Annotated in this window: 18 protein-coding genes; 10 read left to right on the top strand and 8 right to left on the bottom strand. The window is 56.3% G+C overall.

Translation table 11 applies throughout. From position 1 onward, the window contains the following. Positions 1–38: 38 nt before the first annotated feature. The gene (locus tag ACZRJQ_RS19275; RefSeq protein WP_463979920.1) at positions 39–797 is read right to left on the bottom strand and encodes a thioesterase II family protein; all 759 of its coding nucleotides are present in this window, start codon (positions 795–797) and stop codon (positions 39–41) included. A gap of 463 nt (positions 798–1260) precedes the next feature. Between ACZRJQ_RS19275 and ACZRJQ_RS19270 the strand changes: the two genes are divergently transcribed. Next, entirely contained in the window at positions 1261–1809 is a 549-nt protein-coding gene (locus ACZRJQ_RS19270) for an RNA polymerase factor sigma-70 (RefSeq protein WP_463979919.1), read from the top strand. Positions 1810–1872: 63 nt separating this feature from the next. Here the strand turns inward: ACZRJQ_RS19270 and ACZRJQ_RS19265 are convergent, their stop codons facing one another. Both ACZRJQ_RS19265 and ACZRJQ_RS19260 read right to left on the bottom strand, forming a co-directional pair. After that, positions 1873–2871: a GNAT family N-acetyltransferase gene (locus ACZRJQ_RS19265; RefSeq protein ID WP_463979918.1), complete on the bottom strand. Its 999-nt coding sequence runs from the start codon at positions 2869–2871 to the stop codon at positions 1873–1875. 61 nt (positions 2872–2932) lie between these two features. After that, entirely contained in the window at positions 2933–3712 is a 780-nt protein-coding gene (locus ACZRJQ_RS19260) for a substrate-binding periplasmic protein (protein WP_463979968.1), read from the bottom strand. A gap of 304 nt (positions 3713–4016) precedes the next feature. On the opposite strand from ACZRJQ_RS19260, the gene ACZRJQ_RS19255 reads away from it, so the two are divergent. Together ACZRJQ_RS19255 and ppnP are read left to right on the top strand one after the other, a co-directional pair. Then, on the top strand, positions 4017–4559 hold the full coding sequence (locus ACZRJQ_RS19255) for a 3'-5' exonuclease (RefSeq protein ID WP_463979917.1): 543 nt from the start codon (positions 4017–4019) through the stop codon (positions 4557–4559). Between the two features lie 77 nt (positions 4560–4636). Beyond that, complete coding sequence (gene ppnP / locus ACZRJQ_RS19250; protein ID WP_463979916.1) at positions 4637–4918, top strand: pyrimidine/purine nucleoside phosphorylase; 282 nt, start codon at positions 4637–4639, stop codon at positions 4916–4918. Between the two features lie 76 nt (positions 4919–4994). On the opposite strand, the gene ACZRJQ_RS19245 is transcribed toward ppnP, so the two are convergent. Further along, positions 4995–6767, bottom strand: a complete 1773-nt coding sequence (locus tag ACZRJQ_RS19245) for an ABC transporter transmembrane domain-containing protein (RefSeq protein WP_463979915.1) — start codon at positions 6765–6767, stop codon at positions 4995–4997. A 248-nt stretch (positions 6768–7015) separates the two neighbouring features. Between ACZRJQ_RS19245 and ACZRJQ_RS19240 the strand changes: the two genes are divergently transcribed. Further along, positions 7016–7192: a PA1571 family protein gene (locus tag ACZRJQ_RS19240; protein WP_463979914.1), complete on the top strand. Its 177-nt coding sequence runs from the start codon at positions 7016–7018 to the stop codon at positions 7190–7192. Positions 7193–7249: 57 nt separating this feature from the next. Here ACZRJQ_RS19240 and pdxB read toward each other — a convergent pair whose 3' ends face one another. Continuing rightward, positions 7250–8392 (bottom strand): 4-phosphoerythronate dehydrogenase PdxB, encoded by a 1143-nt coding sequence (pdxB, locus tag ACZRJQ_RS19235; protein WP_463979913.1) that lies wholly within the window; start codon positions 8390–8392, stop codon positions 7250–7252. A 175-nt stretch (positions 8393–8567) separates the two neighbouring features. Here pdxB and ACZRJQ_RS19230 point away from each other — a divergent pair, with 175 nt between their 5' ends. After that, a complete protein-coding gene (locus ACZRJQ_RS19230) occupies positions 8568–9968 on the top strand; it encodes an MATE family efflux transporter (protein ID WP_463979912.1) in 1401 nt (466 codons plus the stop codon). Between the two features lie 140 nt (positions 9969–10108). Here ACZRJQ_RS19230 and tusA read toward each other — a convergent pair whose 3' ends face one another. Both tusA and rlmM read right to left on the bottom strand, forming a co-directional pair. Beyond that, positions 10109–10357 (bottom strand): sulfurtransferase TusA, encoded by a 249-nt coding sequence (gene tusA / locus ACZRJQ_RS19225; RefSeq protein ID WP_463979911.1) that lies wholly within the window; start codon positions 10355–10357, stop codon positions 10109–10111. A gap of 14 nt (positions 10358–10371) precedes the next feature. Then, on the bottom strand, positions 10372–11448 hold the full coding sequence (rlmM, locus tag ACZRJQ_RS19220) for a 23S rRNA (cytidine(2498)-2'-O)-methyltransferase RlmM (protein WP_463979910.1): 1077 nt from the start codon (positions 11446–11448) through the stop codon (positions 10372–10374). A gap of 358 nt (positions 11449–11806) precedes the next feature. Here rlmM and acnA point away from each other — a divergent pair, with 358 nt between their 5' ends. The 3 genes from acnA (at position 11807) to ACZRJQ_RS19205 (ending at position 17192) form a co-directional block, all read left to right on the top strand. After that, positions 11807–14548, top strand: a complete 2742-nt coding sequence (gene acnA / locus ACZRJQ_RS19215) for an aconitate hydratase AcnA (RefSeq protein ID WP_463979909.1) — start codon at positions 11807–11809, stop codon at positions 14546–14548. A 172-nt stretch (positions 14549–14720) separates the two neighbouring features. Continuing rightward, on the top strand, positions 14721–15512 hold the full coding sequence (locus tag ACZRJQ_RS19210; RefSeq protein ID WP_463979908.1) for a lysostaphin resistance A-like protein: 792 nt from the start codon (positions 14721–14723) through the stop codon (positions 15510–15512). A gap of 114 nt (positions 15513–15626) precedes the next feature. Next, positions 15627–17192, top strand: a complete 1566-nt coding sequence (locus ACZRJQ_RS19205; protein WP_463979907.1) for a methyl-accepting chemotaxis protein — start codon at positions 15627–15629, stop codon at positions 17190–17192. 114 nt (positions 17193–17306) lie between these two features. Here the strand turns inward: ACZRJQ_RS19205 and ACZRJQ_RS19200 are convergent, their stop codons facing one another. After that, positions 17307–18005: an alpha/beta family hydrolase gene (locus ACZRJQ_RS19200; RefSeq protein ID WP_463979906.1), complete on the bottom strand. Its 699-nt coding sequence runs from the start codon at positions 18003–18005 to the stop codon at positions 17307–17309. 73 nt (positions 18006–18078) lie between these two features. Here ACZRJQ_RS19200 and ccoN point away from each other — a divergent pair, with 73 nt between their 5' ends. Both ccoN and ccoO read left to right on the top strand, forming a co-directional pair. Next, a complete protein-coding gene (gene ccoN, locus ACZRJQ_RS19195; protein ID WP_463979905.1) occupies positions 18079–19503 on the top strand; it encodes a cytochrome-c oxidase, cbb3-type subunit I in 1425 nt (474 codons plus the stop codon). Positions 19504–19513: 10 nt separating this feature from the next. After that, a complete protein-coding gene (gene ccoO, locus ACZRJQ_RS19190) occupies positions 19514–20122 on the top strand; it encodes a cytochrome-c oxidase, cbb3-type subunit II (RefSeq protein ID WP_463979904.1) in 609 nt (202 codons plus the stop codon). The last annotated feature ends 7 nt before the right edge of the window (positions 20123–20129 follow it).

Below are 20129 nucleotides of genomic sequence, written 5' to 3'. Positions count from 1 at the left end.
ATCGGTGTGCTTGAAATACGAGAAACCGGGCCGACGCTTTACACGTCTGCCCGGCTTAATTGTCGAACCTGCTGATTACGCCAACGGGCCAGATGCTCTTCGGCGTAGCGACGCACGCAGCGCAGCAGGGGGATTTCTTGCTCAACCAAAAAGAAGTGGTGGCCCTCAAACAGGTCGAGAGAGAACACGCTGCTGGTGTCTATCTGCCAATCGAGCAGTTGCCCGGCGCGCACGCTGTCTTGCTTGCCACCAAACACATGAATGGGCACAGGCAAGGGCGAGCGCTGGTCATGACTGAAACTGCCGCACAACAGGAAGTCCGCACGCAAAATCGGCAACATCAACTGCATCAGTTCTGCATTGGCCAGCACCTCTTCCTGGGTGCCGTTGAGTTCACGCAGGCGGGCGATCAATTGCGCATCCGTTTTGGCCACCGCGTACTCGCTGACATCGCGCCGCGCCGGGCCCGCCGTGGCCGAAGCGAACAGCGCGAGGGGCTCGGGCAGGCCACGTTCACGCAAGGCATGGGCCAGCTCAAACGCCAGCAACCCGCCCAGGCTATGGCCGAACAACGCATAGGGGCGATCAAGTTCGGCGCTGATTTCATCAGCCAACTGGCTGGCCAATCGCCGAATATCGCTCTGCAAAGGTTCGTCCATGCGCATGCCGCGTCCGGGTAGTTCGAGCGGGCGCACCTGCAACCACTCAGGCAATGAACGCCGCCAGCGGCTATAAGCCATCGCACTGGCACCCGAATAAGGCAGGCAAAACAGCCGCAACGTGATGACGTCACTCATACCAGGCGACCATCCGTTGCTAAGCATCCACGCAGCGCTTGTTTGCGATCACACACCCTCTCGCCCTCCTGTCCAGTCAATCTGTGGCCAGCATTCATCCCTGACCTTCGTCCATTGAGAACGGTTGACCCTGACAAATAATTAGTGCGGTTCAAGGGCTATGTACTGATCACGTAAGCGAATGAAGTCGGCCGTAGGAGCGGGGTTTTGAGCAAAAACATCAACAATACCGCTGCTTTCTGGGTAAGCGCTTCGTGAGCAAGCTCGCGCCTAATGCCACACTTCGGGGAGCTTTTTTAAAGCTAATGACAAGCGATGTGAGACGTTTCTCAAATCTTTGAAGGCATCTAATTAATTCTCTATCTCATTTGACAATCATTATCATTAGTCCTAATTTGTTGCCAGCTGTGTAGGCCCATTCAGACAGAGGCCTTCACGAATTCAATTGCAGCAGGTGATTTCCATGACGGAACAAGTAGCCACAAGCAAGTGTGACTCACCCTTACTTCAGGCCTTTGTCGACAACCGACTGATACTGGTCAAAATCGCAGCGCGCATCACCGGCTGTCGATCAAGGGCTGAAGACGTGGTGCAGGATGCTTTTTTCCGTTTGCAATCAGCCCCCCAAATCACCTCCTCGTTCAAAGCTCAGCTCAGCTACCTGTTTCAGATCGTGCGCAACCTGGCAATTGACCATTACCGCAAGCAGGCGCTGGAACAAAAGTACTCCGGGACTGAAGAGGAAGGCTTGAATGTGGTTATTCAGGGTGCGTCGCCAGAAACCTCACACATCAATTTTTCGACGCTGGAAAATATCGCCGACGCCCTGACCGAGCTGCCAACGCGCACACGTTATGCGTTTGAGATGTACCGATTGCATGGCGTGCAGCAAAAAGACATCGCCAAGGAGCTGGGCGTATCACCCACGCTGGTGAACTTTATGATTCGCGATGCGTTGATTCATTGCCGCAAGGTCTCAGGTACCCAACGCGACACCTTTGCTCGGCGCTAACAACTCAATAGTGCGCACTAACACCGGTTGTGCAGAAGCGAGCACGCTCGCTCCTGCTGGTCACTACACCAACGTACAGCGCTCGAAAAACCGTTCTCGGCTTTGCACCATCAACGCGGCACGCTTGTGCGGGAAGTCGAACTCCTTCTCACAGTGATAACCCTGCGATTGCAGGTAGCCGATCATTTTTGCGTTGTCGGCACGGGGCTCTACAACAATGCGCTGAGTGCGTGGGTCTGCCAAAAACAAGTAGTGCGTCAGTGCAGACAACCAGCTGGCAACCTTGTGCGGTCCACGATGCGCCTGTTCACCCACTAACATATGAATCCCACGATCGTAATCATCCACGTCATAAAACGGGGCGATGCGGTCTTCCTTGGCCCAGTACGCCTCGAAATACGCGAAGGGTTCATCATTGAAGCAACCGATCAAGGTCAGGGTGTGAGGGTCGGCTTCAAGCGTTTTTAGAAACTGGCGATGACGCTCCAAACTCCCGCCCTCGTCCCAGAACTCCATGACCCGTGGCGCGTTTTGCCAACGACTGAAGCGCTCAAGGTCAGCGTCTATGTCCAATGCCCGCAAAGAGATCCAAGCACCCAGTCGCGTATCAAAACGCCGATAAACTTCGCCCACGGGTTTGGGCGCTCGCAGCGGATGACGCTTACCTGCGCTGAGGGTCATTTGTTGTGGGTAAACCGGGCTCAATGCGTCACCCAGCCAAGGCGTCGCCCGTTGCCAGAACAATGAACGCAGGCAACTGAACTGCCCTTGCGTTTCGGTAGCCAGCAACAACCCGTCAAGTAACGCTTCGCGCGGCGGATGTTTGAGGTTCCAGGTGAGCTGTTGGCAGTGCTCATCCGTTGCAAAAAGCCAGTAGCTGGCCGCCCAAAGCGCCTGCGTTGACGGGGTCAGTTGTGGGTTTGACAGGGACAGATGAAGGCCGTTGTCACGAACACACTCAAGGTCAACCAACGGCTGGCCCGCGAGGCTCAGGGTTAGACGGGTGTCGGTTTGATCAGCGTTCAAATCACGCCAGCGAGGGAACACAGAAGTAGAAGTCATGGTTTGGGCTCACGATTATCGTCAACAGATGTGCTGTGTGACGTGAATCGCCGCGCAAAATTTAGGGCGATACAGCAGGGTTCACGGCCACCACCGCAATTTTATAGGGCTCAAAGATAGCCTTAAGTTGGCCGTTGTCCCGCAGGGTTTGCAACATTTGCGCAAATTGTTGGCTTTGGATGGGAGCCTGTGGGCGCACCAACGCGTAGTGGTGGTAAATCTGATCAATGCGCGTAGACACCAGCACCTTGTTTCTGACTTGCGGGTTACGGCTCAGCAAGTCAGTCAGGTTGGAGCGGGTAATTGGCGCAATATCCACGCGCCCACGCAACACCATCAGCAGGTTACTTTCGTGAGAGTACGTGAGGGTGGCATTGAAGGTATCCGTCAGGAATTTTGGCTCGGGGTTAAAACCGGCAAACGCGTAGTGATAGCCACTGAACAGCGCCAGCCGTTTGCCCGTCAAGTCGTCGAAATAGGCTTGTTCGCGACCCGGCTGCTTTTGTGCCACAAAGATTTCAGCGTCTTCAAGGCCCATGTCTACAGCGCTATGAGCAATTTCCTGCCACCCCCAGGCCGGGTTTTCAAAGAGCACCACATCCACGCGTCCCTGCTCAAAATCACGAAAACGCCGCGCAATGGAGCTAGGCACCACTTCAAAGTGATAGTCATTTTGCAGTTGATTGAGCGCCTCAAGCAGTTGCGGTAGCAGGCCAGAGTCGGCCCCGCGCTCGGGTTGGACGGTATAGGGCGGAAAATGTGCGGCACCGACTCTGACATTCTGGGCAGCCCATGCTGGCATCAGCAAGGTCATGCCGAGGGCCACAAAAGCCATCCGCATTGGCAAAAACTTCAAAACCGTCAACCTTTGATGAGGATTGAATACGCGTGTCACTATCAGCGTAGTGGCAGTTAGATCGCATTCAAGCATGAACTCGAAGGCCTGCGCCCTGTACCACGCCGCCCCTGTCCGGAACTTATTGATCGCGATGCGACCTGAGCTCCGGTGCGCACGCAATTTAAGCGGGTATTACCCCTCAAGCAAGCGCTAGTCGATATCTCGGCACAATAAGAGCCTAGGCGGATGCCAGTGCTTTAGCTACGCTCCCACCCACAACGCCGATGCTGTTTAAAGGAAGCCGCACATGCCCCACTGGCTGGTAATTGACTTGGAAGCCACCACCGACGATGGCGGATGGCCTCTAGAGGAAATGGAAGTCATCGAGATCGGGGCGAGCGTGGTCACTCGTTCCGGGCGAGAAGTTGACCATTTTCAGCGCTTTATTCGCCCGCAACGGCGCCCTTTGCTGACCCCGTTTTGTCGACAACTGACTCGCATCACCCAAGCCAATATCGACACGGCCGCCTCCATGCCGTTGGTATGGGAGCAGTTTGAGCGCTGGCTGGGCCAGCATTTGCCCAAATTGGAAGGTTGGGCCAGTTGGGGCGATTACGATCGCAAACAACTTGAGCAGGAGTGGCAGTACAAACAGCTCAACAGCGCTCTGGCCCATTTGCCGCACACGAACCTTAAGCAGCAGTTTGCGCAGGCTCGCCAGCTAAAACGCCCATTGGGCTTGAACAGCGCTCTGCAACTGGCCGGCCTGCAGTTCAACGGGCAACAGCACAGAGCCTTGGAAGACGCACGAAATACCGCGCGATTATTACCCCTGATTCTCTCGGACTAGACGCCTGAAAGCGCGTGACGGGATAAAACGCCTTCTGCATACTGGCCAGCCTTTTTAGCCCATTCCGAGGAATCGCCATGTTTAAAGTCAACGAGTACTTCGACGGCACCGTCAAGTCGATTGCTTTCGCACAAGCCGAAGGCTCTGCCACCATTGGCGTCATGGCTGCGGGTGAATATGAATTCGGAACCGCTCAGCGTGAAATCATGCACGTGGTATCTGGCGCCTTGAGCGTCAAGCTGCCGGGTAGCGACCAGTGGCAAACCTTCGCCACTGGCAGCCAGTTTGATGTACCCGCCAACAGCAAGTTTCAGCTCAAAGTGGCTGTTGATACAGCCTATCTGTGTGAATACCGCTAAGGGCTAGCCCCTTTTATAGTCGCTGCCATTACTGCAATACCTCGCAGCTTTGGCAGCGACTGCATGGCCTCTACCCTTACGATTCTTCGCTGTCCCTTACCGCATTAAATTGCAACGCCGCCAATCGCGCATACAGCGCATTGCTGGCGATTAACTGTGCGTGAGTGCCAATCGCAACCAGCTTGCCTTGGTCCATCACGGCAATTCGGTCAGCGTTTTGCACAGTGGCCAAACGATGAGCAATGACCAATGTCGTGCGGCCCTGCATAAGGCCAGGCAAGGCCTGCTGAATCAAGTGCTCACTTTGGGCATCCAACGCACTGGTAGCTTCATCCAGCAGCAGAATCGGCGCATCCACCAACAACGCTCGCGCAATTGCCAGACGCTGGCGCTGCCCGCCTGACAGCCCCAAACCGCCATCCCCCAAATGGGTTTTATACCCGTCAGGCATGAGCTGAATGAAATCGTGCGCATGGGCAATCCTGGCTGCCGCCTCCACTTGCGCGTCGGTGGCCTGTGGGTTGCCGTAGCGAATGTTGTCTTCAACGGAGCCGAAAAAAAGCGCTGGCGATTGTGATACCAGCGCGAAACAGCGGCGCAAGTCGTGGGGATCAAGCTGTGTGATCGGCACGCCTTCTAGCAGAATCTGCCCGTGTTGCGGGTCGTAAAAACGCAGCAGCAAGTCGAACAACGTTGACTTGCCTGCCCCCGACGGCCCAACCAAGGCCAAGGTTTCACCGGCATTGATCGTCAGGTTCAAACCTTCAACGGCGTAGCTTTCAGGCCGCGACGGGTAAGAAAAACTCAGCCCATCCAGTTGCAGATTGCCCTCCACCCGTTCAGGCAACACACGCAAGCCACTTTTGGGCGGCAAGATGTCGCTGGTCGATTGCAGCAGCTCGCTGATCCGTTCAGCCGCACCTGCGGCGCGTTGCAACTCGCCAATCACCTCACTCAAGGTGCCAAACGCACTGCCCACGATCAGGCTATAAAACACAAACGCTGCTAACTCCCCGCCCGTGATGCGCCCCGCAATCACATCCATGCCGCCCACCCACAGCATCACGCCGACAGCGCCGAGCACTAACAAAATCACCAGGGTAATTAACCAAGAGCGCTGCACAATTCGTTTGCGCGCTGTGGCAAAAGCGTCTTCGACCGTACTGGCAAAACGCTGTTGATCCTGTTGCTGATGGTTGTACGCCTGAACGGTCTTGATCTGCCCCAGCGCTTCAGACACATAGCTGCCAACGTCAGCGATGCGGTCTTGGCTTTCACGTGACAAGCTGCGAACGCGACGACCGAAAATCAAAATGGGAGCCAATACCAAAGGCAGCGCCACCACCACGATGCTGGTGAGTTTGGGGTTGGTGATAAACAGCAGCACGATGCCGCCAATCACCATCAGAGTGTTGCGCAAGAACAACGACAGCGAAGAGCCGATCACGGACTGCAACAAGGTGGTATCAGCCGTGAGACGTGACTGGATTTCCGAACTGCGGTTGTTCTCGTAGAAACCGGGATGCAGATCGATCAAATGGTTAAACACCTGACGCCGAATATCCGCCACGACTCGCTCGCCAATCCATGACACCAGATAAAAACGCACAAACGTGCCCACTGACAACGCCAGCACCAACAACAAAAACAAGCCAATGGATTGGTTGAGTAAATGCGGCGATTGGGTCATGAAACCTTTGTCGACCAACAGGCGGATGCCTTGCCCCATCGACAGCGTAATGCCTGCCGTGACAATCAAGGCCAACAACGCACCCAACGCATGCCAGCGATAAGGCGCAACAAAATGAGTGGCCAAGCGAATGGCACGGCGTTGACGCGAAGAAAACATAGGGGAGCATCCAAAAAGTCAGGCAAGGGATCAAACGCACCTACAACGGGCCTCACTTTACACGGGTAAACCTTTCTCACTCGTTTTGAATATGACCAGGTGTATCAAACCCTAGGCGCTAATGATCTAAAGTGAGACTGGAAGTTTCAGGGCATTTCTGTTGGACTGGCAGCGCCGCCAAGCTGTGTCACGGCTTGGTCATTAAACGGATCTATTATTAGCGAAACACCCTGATGAGGAGACAGGCCATGGATAGTCAACAAAGCGTTCAGACAGTAGCGGTGATCCGCACGCAGCCACACCAGTCGCTGGGGTGCGCGCTCATCGACCAGCACGGCAATGAAATCACGATCACTGAAGACATGATTCAAGATGCCTGCCGCGAACTGGATCAACGTTTGGTCAAGCCTGCCCGTAAAGACTGATACCGACCGCCTTGCATGAACCGGCCCCGTGAGGCCGGTTTTTTATGCGTGCAACCCTTAAACCAACACCCCGCCCAACGCCTTGACCAACTGGGCCAAAGCTGGCGATTCGCCCTGAATATGCACAGCCAAGCCTTCAATTTCGCGGCGCACGGGGTAATGCTTGCGTAAGGCATCGAACGCCAGTCGCTGCTCAGCGACGGTGCCTGCCAGGCTGCGACGAAAGTCAGCATCGTCACGGCGCGGATCGTAGACACCACGGCAAATCATCGCCAAAGACCACGCAGGATCACTGCTGGCGTTTAACTCCACCTTTGCCAGCCAGGGGGCTGGCAGCAAGTCGGCCAACGCGACAGTCTCTGGCTGACCGACGAACTCGCAAAACGCCTGATACACCTGCGCCGTGCCACGCTGCTTGCCATCGAGGCTGTAGCCAGCAATGTGCGGCGTCGCCAGCACACACAAATCCGCCAGTTCCACGTCTACAGTCGGCTCGCCTTCCCACACATCAAGCACCGCTTGCAGGTCTTCGCGTTTGTTCAATACTTCACGCAACGCGGCGTTATCCACCACGGGGCCACGACTGGCGTTGATCAGCCAAGTGCCTTCTTTAAGCTGGTTCAACCGCGCTTGATCCAACAAATGCCAGGTCGGGAAATCCCCCAGCTTGCTCAATGGTGTATGCAGGCTGAGCACATCACACTGCTCGATAATCTGCTCCAGACTGACGTAATCGCCCCCTTCAACCGCTTGGCGCGGCGGGTCGCACACCAGCACATTCCAGCCCAGTTCGCGCAGCACCTTGACCAAACGTGAGCCCACTTCGCCGGCTCCGATCACGCCATAGGTGCGTTGTGATAAATCCGCCCCTTCGATTTCAGCCAGGGTCAACAAACTGCCCAGCACATAATCGACAACGCCGCGTGCGTTACAGCCCGGTGCGCTGGACCACTGAATGCCCACCTCTTGAAAGTAATCGAGGGCCAAATGATCTGTGCCGATGGTGCATGTACCGACAAAACGCACTGCGCTGCCTTCGAGCAAATCCCGATCGACTTTAGTCACCGAGCGCACCAGCAACACATCGGCGTCGTGTACATCCGCGCGAGTGATCTGGCGACCCGGTAAGCGACGGATCTGGCCGAATGGGGCAAAGAACTCTTCGATCAGCGGAATATTTTCGTCAGCAACAATCAACATGGCAGGCTCCTTTGGCGGACTGGCAGTGTAGGCGTTGTTAAGCACAATGGGCCAGCAACGCATCGCTTGCGTACACAATCGCGCTTACAAAGCCATTACAACTAGGGGCTTGCCGGGCTGTTAGTCAAGCGTACAATCGGCGGCTTTGCGCGTTACAACCTGTGGATGCACGCTTGTGAACTCTGTGACTCATAACACCCCTTCAATCCCCGTCAGCCGCCCGGCACGTGTGCAACAGGAAGTGCGCTCGTTGTTGGCGCTGGCGCTTCCCATCATCATTTCTCAAGTCGCCACCACGGCTATGGGCTTTGTTGATGCCGTGATGGCTGGCCGTGTCGGCCCTCGCGACCTGGCTGCTGTGGCGCTGGGTAATTCGATCTGGGTGCCGGTGTTTTTGCTGATGTCTGGCATCTTGCTCGCCACCACACCAAAAGTCGCACAACGCTTTGGCGCTAACGCTCACATCGAAATCGGCCCTATCGTTCGTCAAGCACTGTGGTTGGCATTGATTACCGGGCTCTGTGCAGCCTTTATATTGATCGGAGCCGAGCCACTGCTGCATTTAATGAAGGTCGATCCCGAGCTGATTGCACCTTGCATGGGTTACCTGCACGGGATCGCCAGTGGCATGCCGGCCGTAGGGGTTTACTGTGTGCTGCGCTGTTTCAGCGATGGCCTGGGCAAGACTCGGCCGAGCATGGTGTTGGGCCTTTGTGCGTTAGCGTTGAACATCCCGATCAACTACGTGTTTATCTACGGCCACTTGGGCGTGCCGGCTATGGGCGGCGTGGGCTGTGGCTGGGCGACGGCCATCGTAATGTGGTTCATGGCTTTGGGCATGGTCGTGTGGACCTACCGCGGGACGATCTACCAGTCGAGCAAGGTATACAGCCATTTTGAATGGCCTAAATGGGCAATCATCAAGCGCCTGCTCAGTGTAGGCGTGCCGATTGGCGTGGCGGTGTTCGCCGAAGCCAGCATCTTCGCCGTGATTGCACTATTGATCGGCAGCCTGGGTGCCACGGTCGTGGCGGGCCATCAAATTGCCCTCAACTTCAGCTCGCTGGTGTTCATGATCCCGTATTCGCTGGGCATGGCCATTACAGTGCGTGTGGGTCAAGCCTTGGGCCGCCAGCAACCGCGAGAAGCGCGTTTTGTTGCGGGCGTAGGCATGGGCACGGCGTTGGTCTGGGCGTGTATTTCGGCCAGCTTGATTCTGTTACTGCGCGGGCCAATTGCCACCGTCTACACTGCCGATCCAATGGTGATCGAAGTGGCAACCATGTTGCTGATGTTTGCTGCGCTGTATCAGTTCTCGGATGTGATCCAAGTGACGGCCGCAGGCGCTCTGCGTGGTTATCAGGACACACGCGTGACCATGATCCTGACGTTGTTTGCTTACTGGGGGATTGGTTTGCCGGTAGGTTACACGCTGGGCTTGACCGACTGGTTAGGTGAGGCCAACGGCCCGAGCGGGCTATGGCAAGGGTTAATCGTGGGCCTGACCTGCGCGGCACTGATGCTGACAGTGCGTTTAATGCGCAGTGCTAAAAAGCAGATCCGCCGCAGTCAGTAACTTGCTCTCTGTCAAAATACGGGGCTGCTGTGCAGCCCATCGCAGCCTGACGACAACGACTCCAGATGCTGAGCAATCGCCTATGGTGTAGTCGCTGTCGCAGGTTGCGATAAGGTTTGCAGGCTCTGACAAACAGTGAATCAATCCTGTTTTTTACGAATCCAGTACAAATAAGTGCCCGCCTCTTCCAGTTGCCCTACCAGCTCATGGTCCAAAAACGCACAAAACTTGGGGATGTCGCGACGGGTCGACGGGTCAGTGGCGATGACTTTCAATAAACCACCCGGCGTCAGATCGCGGATATGTTGATGCAACATCATCACCGGTTCAGGGCAGTTCAAGCCGGTAGCATCGAGGGTGCCGTCAACCGGCAGGTCAGCAAAACTCATCAGTCACTCCTCAATCAACGAGACTTGGGCTTTTTTACGTCCAGTCGACGCAAATGGCAGGTTACTTCTTCGCGGTCGTGGTAAAGCTGCTTGCAGCCAATTTCAACCTGAATGCCCCGCTCCTTGAAGCCGTCAGCGATGCGATCAAGCAAGCGGCGTACTTCGGCGTAACGCTGTTTCATCGGCAATTTGAGATTGACCACGGCTTCGCGACAATGGCCCTCGCCGATCCACTCTTCGAGCATGGCGGCATTACGGGCTGGCTTTTCAACGATGTCGCAGACCATCCAGTCCACGGGTTGCTTGGGCTTGAAAGTGAAGCCGTCCGCCATCAAGTGCTCAACCAACCCCGTGTCCATCAGGCTTTCGGCCATTGGGCCGTTGTCGATTGCAGTCACCAGCATGCCGCGGTTAACCAACTGCCACGTCCAGCCGCCTGGCGCGGCGCCAAGGTCAACACCGGTCATGTCACTGTGCAAACGCTCGTCCCACTGATCACGCGGGATAAAGTGATGCCAAGCCTCTTCCAGCTTGAGGGTCGAGCGGCTAGGCGCTTCACGCGGGAACTTCAAGCGGGGAATGCCCATTGGCCACATGGCCGAGTTATCGGACTCTGCCAAACCCAAAAATACTTCGCGGCCACTTTTGAACGTCAGCAGCAAGCGCGGCTTGTGGTCGGCGTCTTCAACCAGCTTGCCTGCCTTGAGCAGCGCTTTGCGCAGATGACTTTCAAACTTTTTGCAAAAGTTGGACAGCTCTTTGCCGTCGTTGGTGTCAACAATCTCCAGCCACAAGCTGCCACACACCGGCAAGTCCGACATGTGCTCAAGAATCACACTGATGCGGTCAGTTTCTGGCAATTCGACAAAACTGCCACGGGCCCACTGGCGCGGGAAAATCAGCTCGGCAAAACGCAAGCCGCGCATCAAGCGCTCGGCGCCACCTTCTTCGGTGCATACAAATTCGGCGCAAGCACTGGCGGGCTTGGCTTTGGCATAGCCGGACACGTTGAGGCGGGCGGCATGCTCAGCGATTTCCGAGCAAACTTCGCCTTCAAAACCAGGTCGGCAGTGCATAAAAACGGTGTTCATTGAATTACTCCTGGGCAGCTGACAGGAATTGGCCCGCTGCGCAACCTTGCTCTGGAGCAAGGTTTGTCACGAAAAGGCCGGCATGATAACTGAGTTCGGAACCTTGATCGCGTATAGACAGTCCAGTTATTAGCCAGATAGATGAATCAGGGCTAGGTTAGGGTCTGTAAGAAATGCTTTCGAGCGAAGGTTAGGCAAGGCGAAAACAGGCGAAGACGCAGATTTTACGGGTTGTAAATGAGCATTTCGAACCGTTTTTCAACGCTGCATAACCGAGCGCAGATACATTTCGTACAGAGCCAAGAAGCTCTGTTTGTTCCACACGACCTGCGCCGTGCGGGTCCAAAGGAGTCACTTCATGCCCTCCCTCGATAGCCTGAACACCCTTTCCACATTAAAAGTCGACGATAAGACTTATCACTATTTCAGCCTTCCTCTGGCCGCGAAAGCCCTGGGTGATTTGAGCAAATTGCCCATGTCGCTCAAGGTCCTGCTGGAAAATCTGCTGCGCTGGGAGGACGGTAAAACCGTCACCGAGCCAGACCTCAAAGCCATCGCCAGTTGGCTCAAGGAGCGGCGCTCCGACCGGGAAATCCAGTACCGTCCAGCCCGCGTATTAATGCAGGATTTTACCGGCGTACCGGCCGTGGTCGATTTGGCCGCCATGCGTGCCGCAATGGCCAAGGCCGGGGGCGACCCACAGCGCATCAACCCGCTGTCGCCGGTGGACCTGGTGATTGACCACTCCGTGATGGTGGACAAGTTCGCCAGCAGCAGCGCGTTTGAACAAAACGTTGATATCGAAATGGAACGCAACGGCGAGCGCTATGCGTTTTTGCGGTGGGGCCAAAGCGCGTTTGACAACTTCAGTGTGGTGCCGCCGGGCACGGGCATTTGCCATCAGGTGAACCTTGAATACCTGGGCCGCACCGTTTGGACCAAGGACGAAGACGGCCGTACGTATGCGTTCCCGGACACCTTGGTGGGCACTGACTCCCACACCACGATGATTAACGGCCTCGGTGTTTTGGGTTGGGGCGTCGGCGGCATTGAAGCCGAAGCGGCGATGCTGGGCCAACCCGTGTCGATGCTGATCCCTGAAGTGGTGGGTTTTAAACTCAGCGGCAAGCTCAAAGAAGGCATCACAGCAACCGACCTGGTGCTGACCGTAACGCAAATGCTGCGCAGCAAGGGCGTGGTCGGCAAGTTCGTTGAGTTTTACGGCGATGGCCTGGCTGACTTGCCACTGGCTGACCGTGCGACGCTGGCCAACATGGCCCCCGAGTATGGCGCGACGTGCGGCTTCTTCCCCGTCGATGACATCACCTTGGATTACTTGCGCTTGTCGGGTCGACCTGATGACACGGTCAAATTGGTTGAAGCCTATTGCAAGGCCCAGGGCCTGTGGCGCGAACCGGGGCAAGAACCCATTTTCACAGACACCCTTGCCCTCGACATGGGCAGTGTGCAAGCCAGCCTGGCTGGGCCTAAACGCCCTCAGGACAGAGTCTCGCTTCCCGATGTAGGTCAGGCGTTTACAGACTTTTTGAACCTGCAATTCAAACCCGCCAGCAAAGATGAAGGTCGCCTTGAAAGCGAAGGCGGCGGCGGTGTCGCCGTGGGCAATGCCGACCTGATCGGCGAAGCAGATTACGATTTTGAAGGCCAAACCTATCGCCTGAAAAACGGCGCGGTGGTGATCGCTGCTATTACCTCGTGTACCAATACATCCAACCCCAGCGTGATGATGGCCGCCGGGCTGGTAGCGAAAAAAGCAGTCGAAAAAGGCCTCAAAAGCAAACCGTGGGTCAAAACATCGTTGGCGCCGGGCTCCAAAGTGGTCACCGACTACTACAAGGCGGCAGGGCTGACCCAATACCTCGACCAATTGGGCTTCGCGCTGGTGGGTTATGGCTGCACCACCTGTATTGGTAACTCCGGCCCGCTGCCCGAGCCGATTGAAAAAGCTATTACCCAATCCGATCTAACGGTTGCGTCAGTGTTGTCAGGCAACCGTAACTTTGAAGGCCGCGTACACCCGCTGGTGAAAACCAACTGGCTGGCCTCCCCTCCTTTGGTGGTGGCCTACGCGTTAGCAGGCAGCGTGCGCATCGACATCAGCCGCGAACCCCTGGGTGAAGGCAAAGACGGAAAACCGGTTTACCTGCGCGACATCTGGCCTAGCCAAAAAGAAATCGCCGACGCAGTGGCGCAAGTCAGCACCAGCATGTTTCACAAGGAATATGCCGAAGTATTTGCCGGAGACGCGCAATGGCAAGCCATCGAGGTGCCACAAGCGGCGACTTACGTGTGGCAACAGGACTCAACGTACATTCAGCACCCGCCATTCTTTGACGACATTGATGGGCCATTGCCGGTGATCGCCGATGTTAAAGGGGCTCGCGTATTAGCATTGCTAGGCGACTCGGTGACCACCGACCATATTTCCCCGGCGGGCAATATCAAAGCCGACAGCCCTGCTGGCCGCTACTTGCGCGAAAAAGGTGTAGAGCCTCGGGACTTCAACTCCTACGGCTCACGGCGCGGCAACCACGAAGTGATGATGCGTGGCACTTTTGCCAATATCCGAATTCGCAACGAGATGCTCGGCGGCGAAGAAGGCGGTAACACGATCTACATCCCAAGCGGCGAAAAACTGCCGATTTACGATGCCGCCATGCGCTATCAAGCCTCGGGCACACCGCTGGTGGTGATCGCAGGCCAAGAATACGGCACCGGATCAAGCCGCGACTGGGCCGCCAAAGGCACCAACTTGCTGGGGGTCAAAGCGGTGATTGCCGAAAGCTTCGAGCGTATTCACCGCTCGAACCTGGTGGGCATGGGCGTGCTGCCCTTGCAGTTCAAGCTTGATCAAAACCGCAAAAGCCTGAACCTGACCGGCAAGGAGACGCTGGACATCCTTGGCCTGACCCACGCTGAACTGCAACCGCGCATGAATCTGACACTGGTGATCACTCGCGAGAATGGCCAACAAGACAAAGTTGAAGTGCTGTGTCGGATTGATACGCTCAATGAGGTGGAATACTTCAAAGCGGGCGGAATCTTGCATTACGTGCTTCGTCAGTTAATTGCCTCTTAAATCCATGAGTGCCAGAACGTTATACTTGCGGGCCCCCGACACGCGGGCGCAGTCGTTTAACTGAATGATCGCTGCTGTAAGGGCGAGCTTGCTCGCTTCTACAGTTGCCCTTCAGGGAAGAGCACTACGCCCCATAGCCGGGGCGTTTTTTGCGCAGGTATAAAGGATTTACATGATTGCTCTGCCCTGGCCTTATCTGGCTCTTTTGACCCTAGGCTACGGCCTCGCTTTGAGTTTCGGCCAATTGGGCTTTCAAGCCCTGATTGCATTAACACTGTTGATTCTTGCGGGTATGGCCGCGCGATACACACACAACCGCTACCTGCGTTATGCCGGGCATGGGTTGTTTATCGTGTTGGCCCTTGCCCTTGCCCTGCACTGGATGCCCGGCTTTTATAACGGGCGCGCAATCAACCCCGAGCGACTGAGCCCGGACGCCGTACCTTTTTCGATGTACCTGAACTTGGACAAGCCGCTGATAGCCTTTTGGCTATTGCTGGTGTGCCCTTGGATTGCGCCGCGCGTCGTGTGGCGAGCCTCTATTGGCGCAGCCTTAATGGGGCTGATGCTCGCAACACTGGCGGCGTTAGGTGGCGCATTACTACTGGGCATGATTGCCTGGGCGCCAAAATGGCCTGCCCAAGGCTGGCTGTGGCTATTGAATAATCTGCTACTGGTGACATTGGTCGAAGAAGCCTTGTTTCGCGGCTATATACAAGGCGGCTTGAGCCGCTGCTTCAACCACCTGCGTTATGGGCAAACGCTGGCTCTGCTTATTGCTTCGGCACTGTTTGGCTTGGTACACATTGCCGCAGGCTGGCAATGGGTGCTGTTGGCGGGATTAGCAGGGGTCGGCTATGGTCTGGCCTACCGTTTTGGCGGGTTACGTGCGGCAATAGCCACGCACCTTGGCTTGAACGTGCTGCACTTTGTGTTTTTTACCTACCCGATGCTTGCCTTATAGCCTCATCACGGACGACTGCCGGGGCGTTTATCTGACGCCCTGCGAGTGAAATATAAATTAAACAAATTCCACTCAGCGCCGACACCCTTTCAAAGCCTTGCGGATTGAAACGACATGCGTAATAACCAGCCCATCACTCAACGCGAACGCACATTCCCCGCTCAACAACGGTTGATTTCCACAACCGATGCCAAAGGCGTCATCACCTATTGCAACGACGCCTTTGTCGAGATAAGCGGGTTCTCGCGTGAAGAGTTGATGCGCGCGCCGCACAACCTTGTGCGCCATCCCGACGTGCCAGCGGCGGTCTTTGACCATATGTGGTCCACCCTGAAAAAGGGCCTGCCGTGGATGGGCATTGTGAAGAACCGCTGCAAAACGGGCGATCATTACTGGGTTAACGCCTACGTAACGCCGGTTTTTGAAGGCGAGCGCGTGGTGGGTTACGAATCAGTACGGGTTAAACCGACCGCCGAGCAAGTGCGTCGCGCCGAGGCCTTGTACAACCGCATCAATCGCGGCAAACCGGCTATTCCGCGCCGCGATAAATGGCTGCCGGTGTTGCAGGATTGGCTGCCGTTTATTCTGGTCAGCCAGTTGAGCTTCATGATCGGTGCCCTGCTCACCTCAAGCTGGGGCTTTGCCTTGGCGGCAGTCTTGTCGATTCCGTTGGGGCTGCTAGGCCTAAGCTGGCAACAGCGTGGCATCAAGCGTTTGTTACGCCTGGCTGAACAAACCACGTCTGACCCATTGATCGCCCAGATGTACACCGACAGCCGCGGCCCACAAGCGCGCCTGGAAATGTCGATTCTGAGCCAGGAAGCACGCCTCAAAACGTGCCTCACGCGCCTGCAAGACACCGCCGAGCATTTGAGCGAGCAAGCGCGTCAGTCAGACGTGTTAGCCCACAACAGTTCTTCGGGGCTGGAGCGTCAACGCGTTGAAACCGAGCAAGTGGCCACCGCCGTTAACCAGATGGCTGCCACCACGCAAGAAGTCGCCAGCCATGTACAGCGCACAGCTGACGCAACCCAAGAGGCCAATCGCCTGACCAGTCGTGGCCGCGATATTGCCGGGGAAACACGCGATGCGATTGAACGCTTGTCTGTTGTGGTGGGTGAGACCGGCGCGACTGTGACCCAGTTGGCCAAGGACAGCGACGAAATCGGCGGCGTTGTCGACGTGATCAAAGGCATTGCTGACCAAACCAACCTGCTGGCCTTGAACGCCGCCATTGAGGCTGCACGTGCTGGCGAGATGGGCCGCGGTTTTGCCGTGGTGGCTGATGAAGTGCGTCAATTGGCGCAACGCACTAGTGTTTCCACCGGGCAGATCCACAGCCTGATTGCCAAGTTGCAGCAAACAGCGGCTACCGCCGTGCAGACGATGGATGCTGGGCATCGTCAGGCTGAAGAAGGCGTAGCCCGCGTGCTGGAGGCCGATCAGGCCTTGGTAGGTATCAGCGAAGCCGTGGCCAATATCACCGACATGACCACCCAGATCGCAGCAGCGACCGAAGAGCAAAGTGCTGTGGCTGAAGAAATCAGCCGCAACATCAGCACCATTGCCGACTTGGCCGACCAAACCTCTGAACAGGCCCAGCACTCAGCCTTGCTCAGCGAAGAACTGACGCAAACCGTGAATACCCAGTATTCGTTGGTAGCCCGCTTCAACCGCTAACCGCGCCTCGTAGGCTGCGATCTTTGGACGTCTAAAGATAGCAGCCTGCGGCAGCTCCAACGAGCCAGCAGCACCTTGCGCCCGCACGAGGTCGCACGCTGCCATCTATTGATTTCAATATTTGCCCTTTAGCCACTGCGCAATTTTGTGCGCGGCGGCATCGAGATGCTGCTCGTGGGTAAACCCCGACGCCTTCAGCGGCTTCAAGTCGTGATCCCCCGCCACCATCCACACCACCTCGATACTCGGCGACAGCGCGTAAGCTTCTACCGTTTGACGGTTGCCCAACGCATCGCGATCGCCCTGGACAATCAATGTTGGCGTTTGTAGCGCCTCCAAGTGCGCAACACGGGGCTTTTCCGGTTTACCTGCGGCGTAGAAGGGATAACCCAGACACACCAAACCTGTAGCGCCCAGCTCATCCGCCAGCATGCTGGCCATGCGCCCACCCATCGACTTACCCCCGACAGCTATCGGCCCAGCGACATGACGTCGCACTTCGCAAAACACATCGCGCCAGCATTCGAGCAATTTAGCCTGCGGATTGGGAGGCCTTTTGCCACCATCTACACGGCGTTGCGCCATGTAAGGAAACTCAAACCGCAATACGTTCACCCCCCGTTTTGCAAGGCGTACAGCCATATCGGTCATAAAACCACTGTCCATCGGTGCGCCTGCGCCGTGGGCCAGGATCAACGTCACCGAAACCTGCTGATTTACATCGTTTTGTGCAGCGTTCCACACCCAGCCCTGAGCCTGCACACACTGCGCCCATTGATCCCCGTCAATACTGAGATTGCTTGCAACACCCATGCTTGCCTCGCTTTTAGTCTGCCTATAACTCCAGGCGTGCGTTTGAATTCGCCTGATCCGTGGATGGGGAACCATGAACACTTCTACAAGTACCGCCTACAACTACAAGGTGGTCCGCCAATTTGCCATTATGACGGTGGTTTGGGGCATCGTCGGTATGGGGCTCGGCGTTTTTCTCGCCGCGCAATTGGTTTGGCCAGAACTTAACTTCAATTTGCCTTGGACCAGCTTCGGGCGCCTGCGCCCACTGCACACCAATGCTGTGATTTTCGCCTTTGGTGGCTGCGCGCTGTTCGCATCCTCGTTTTACTCGGTGCAGCGCACCTGTCAGACGACGCTGTTCGCACCCAAAATTGCCATGTTTACCTTCTGGGGTTGGCAGCTGGTGATCTTGCTGGCAGCCATCAGCTTGCCGCTGGGCTACACCAGCTCCAAGGAATACGCGGAACTTGAATGGCCGATCGACATTTTGATCACCATTGTTTGGGTGGCCTACGCAATCGTGTTCTTCGGCACGATCATGAAGCGCAAGACCAAACACATTTACGTGGGTAACTGGTTCTTCGGCGCGTTTATCGTGACCGTGGCCATTTTGCACATCGTCAACAATCTGGAAATCCCGGTCAGCTTCACCAAGTCTTACTCGCTCTACGGTGGCGCCACTGACGCCATGGTGCAGTGGTGGTACGGCCATAACGCTGTGGGCTTTTTCCTGACTGCTGGCTTTTTGGGGATGATGTACTACTTCGTGCCTAAACAGGCCGAACGTCCGATCTACTCCTATCGCCTGTCTATCGTGCACTTTTGGGCGCTGATCACCCTCTACATCTGGGCTGGCCCGCACCACCTGCACTACACCGCGCTGCCTGACTGGGCACAGTCGCTGGGCATGGTGATGTCTCTGATTCTGCTGGCGCCAAGCTGGGGCGGCATGATCAACGGCATGATGACCCTCTCGGGTGCCTGGCATAAGCTGCGCAGCGATCCAATTCTGCGCTTCCTCGTTGTGTCGCTGGCGTTCTACGGGATGTCGACCTTCGAAGGCCCGATGATGGCAATCAAGACCGTCAACGCCCTGTCCCACTACACCGACTGGACCATCGGCCACGTTCACGCAGGTGCGCTGGGCTGGGTTGCGATGATCTCCATTGGCGCGCTGTACCACATGATCCCGAAAATCTTTGGCCGCGAGCAGATGTACAGCCTGGGCTTGATCAACGCGCATTTCTGGTTGGCAACCATTGGCACCGTGCTTTACATCGCTTCGATGTGGGTCAACGGCATCGCGCAAGGCCTGATGTGGCGCGCAGTCAACGAAGACGGCACGCTGACTTACTCGTTCGTCGAAACCCTGGTGGCCAGCCACCCAGGCTTTGTCGTGCGACTGATTGGTGGCGCGATCTTCCTGACCGGCATGTTGCTGATGGCTTACAACACTTGGCGCACCGTGCGTAACGCCGAGCCCGCTGAAGTCGTAGCCGCCGCGCAGATGGCCTGAGGAGTTCGCCATGAAACATGAAGTCGTAGAGAAGAACATCGGCCTGATGCTGTTGCTGATGATTCTGTGTGTGAGCGTGGGCGGTCTGACTCAGATCGTGCCGCTGTTCTTTGAAGACGTAACCAACACGCCAGTGGAAGGCATGAAGCCGTACACCGCGCTGCAACTGGAAGGTCGTGACGTTTACATCCGCGAAGGCTGCGTGCAGTGCCACTCGCAGATGATTCGTCCGTTCCGTGCCGAAACTGAGCGTTATGGCCACTACTCGGTAGCCGGTGAAAGTGTGTGGGATCACCCGTTCCTGTGGGGTTCCAAGCGTACCGGCCCTGACTTGGCCCGTGTTGGCGGTCGTTACTCTGATGACTGGCACCGCGCGCACTTGTACAACCCGCGCAACGTAGTGCCAGAGTCCAAGATGCCCGCCTACCCTTGGCTGGTAGAAGCACCGGTAGATGACTCGCACACCGAGACCAAACTCAAAGTGATGCGCACCTTGGGCGTGCCTTACACCGACGAAGACATTGCCAACGCCAAGCAATCAGTACAAGGCAAAACCGAAATGGACGCGCTTGTGGCTTATTTGCAGGGCTTGGGCACTGCCATCAAGAGCAAGAGGTGAGCCATGG

The organism is Pseudomonas sp. E315, from assembly GCF_055406205.1.
This window is presented reverse-complemented; position numbering and strand designations above follow the sequence as displayed.